The following is a 2,112-nucleotide window of genomic DNA, read 5'->3' on the forward strand; positions in this document are numbered from 1 at the left end:
AGACAAGAAAGACAGCGTGCGACCGCATGACGAGCATGACGAGCCGGTTGCTGACAAGACCCGCGCCCCGCCGGGGCGCCGTAGGGTACCCCACGCGGTTTGGGGGTCGTCTTGGGAAAACCCCACTGGCGGTGGGGGTCAACCCGAGAAACTCCCGCGCGGTATGGGGGTCAGCTCGCTACCCGCGCCACCGAGAGTTCGGCTCTTCAGTCGCTCCAGAGCGTGCGCTCGATGTGGTTGGTGTCGATCTGCAAACGCGGATCGTCGAGGAAGAGTCGCAGCTTCTGCTCCCGCTCGAGCGCGTAGTCGATGGCCTGCGTGAATGGGCTGGATGGCAGCAGCAACGCGCGGTCGCGCTGCTCTCGCAGGTACGCGAACAGCTCGTCGACGACGGGTTTCGACAGGTTCTGTCGGGCGTGCAGGCGCTGCTCGGTCGATGCTTCCTTGCAGCTCTCCTCGACTTTGTACAGCTGTTGCGTCCATGTGTGCGCGGTTAAGCGGCCACCTCCCGCATCGTAAGCCGGCGTGAGGCGTCTGGATCCACTGCATGCCTGAGCATTGTGTCGATGATGTCAGAAACGGTGAGACGCGTAGAACGTTCAGTAGCGAGGCAAAGAAACATGTGCGCTACGGTGCTGAATACCGAGGCCCAGCGGGACGGTGGGATTCGATGAGACGGAACGCCGCATACCCCTGGAGCCATCCGCCACAACTTGCGACTGACCACCATCGTGAGAATCGATGCGTAGACGAGCGACTCCATGATCCACCGGTTGCTCGACGGCAGGTCATTCGATGCGATAGTTCGACTTCAACTGCTTGAAGATAAGCTCGACCTGCCATCTCGCGCCGTAGATGACGCCGATGTCGGCAGCGACGAGGTCGCCCGGCGGCACGTTGGTCAGGTAGGCGTGGTATCGCCTGGCCTCGGTGTTGTAGATGGCGACCAGGCGCAGCACTTTCTTGACAAAGACCTTCGCATCGCCGATCGCCCCATCACGGATGGGCCTCCTCGCGCCGGGGAGGTGGCGTTCGGGGCGGCGCCTCGGTTCAGCACCCCTGAACCCTCTGCTGCCGGAACCACGGAGCGATTGACCGTGCGGTTTTCTCCCCCATCGAGACGCCGCGCACGATGTATGCGGCGCTTCGGGCGTACGACAACGTGGGGAACGTGACCCCCACGGCGTTTGCCACAGTGAAGGTCCCCGCCGCGCAAGCGGCTTTCGCCGATCGCGAGGCCTCGGCAGCGGGCTGGAAGGTCGACCTGCCCTGCCAGCCGCAGCGTGACGCCTCACGCGGTTCGGTGTGGGCGGCCCGATCTGACGAGCTGCTCCCCAACGGGCTCGACGCCTCGCTTACCTCGCCGACCCTCGATCTAGCGAAGGCGCGGTCGGCCCTGCTCGAGTTCTCCGTGTCGTACAACCTCGAACGACGTCACGATTTCCTTCTGGTGGAGACCAGCGCAGATGGGGGCAAGCAATGGACCGAGCGGGCGCGTTACACCGATCGCGGCGACTGGTCGACGCAGCGGCTCGACGTCTCTGATCTCGCTGGGACACGGGCTCTCGTGCGCTTCCGCGTGATCACCGATGACAAGGTTCGCAGCCGTGGCGCTGCGGTCGACGACATCGTGGTGTGGACCGAGCGGGCCGCTGACGCGTAGGATCGTCTTCGCGTCTTTCGACCGACGGAGGTTGAGCGCCTCAGAGCTGCGTCACTCGTGGAGCAGCACCGAGACGGCCCCATCATTTAGACTGGTCGTGACGATGTCGATCTTGCCGTCTTTGTTGAGGTCAGCGAGGGCGATAGAGTTGCCGAAAGAGGGATAGTTACCCCCGATGAAGTTCTTTCCGGCGTCGAATGTACCATCTCCGTTGCCCAGGAGCACCCAGATGCTCGTGTCGCCATAGCCGTAGACGATGTCGGGCTTGCCGTCGGCGTTGAGGTCGCCGATGCTCACGGTAGTGGGGGCTGCCCCCGGTGCCGCGGGAATGGCCGTCAGGGGAGTGAAGGTGCCGTTGCCGTTGCCCAGCAGCACCGACACGTTGTTGCTGATGAAGTTGGAGACGACGACATCGATGTAGCCGTCGCCGTTGACGTCGGCGGTGGTGA

Annotated in this window: 4 protein-coding genes; 1 reads left to right on the plus strand and 3 read right to left on the minus strand. The window is 63.7% G+C overall.

Annotated elements, in window-relative coordinates:
* Positions 1-206: 206 nt before the first annotated feature.
* Positions 207-470, minus strand: a complete 264-nt coding sequence (locus tag EB084_24235) for a hypothetical protein (protein ID NDD31372.1) — start codon at positions 468-470, stop codon at positions 207-209.
* 318 nt (positions 471-788) lie between these two features.
* Positions 789-1,319: a hypothetical protein gene (locus tag EB084_24240; GenBank protein ID NDD31373.1), complete on the minus strand. Its 531-nt coding sequence runs from the start codon at positions 1,317-1,319 to the stop codon at positions 789-791.
* Here EB084_24240 and EB084_24245 point away from each other — a divergent pair.
* Entirely contained in the window at positions 1,133-1,663 is a 531-nt protein-coding gene (locus EB084_24245) for a hypothetical protein (protein NDD31374.1), read from the plus strand. The genes EB084_24240 and EB084_24245 overlap by 187 nt on opposite strands.
* 51 nt (positions 1,664-1,714) lie before the next feature.
* On the opposite strand, the gene EB084_24250 is transcribed toward EB084_24245, so the two are convergent.
* A partial coding sequence (locus tag EB084_24250) for a VCBS repeat-containing protein (GenBank protein ID NDD31375.1) occupies positions 1,715-2,112 on the minus strand: 398 nt, incomplete at its 5' end.

The sequence above is a fragment of the Pseudomonadota bacterium genome (genome assembly GCA_010028905.1).
GTDB lineage: Bacteria > Vulcanimicrobiota > Xenobia > RGZZ01 > RGZZ01 > RGZZ01.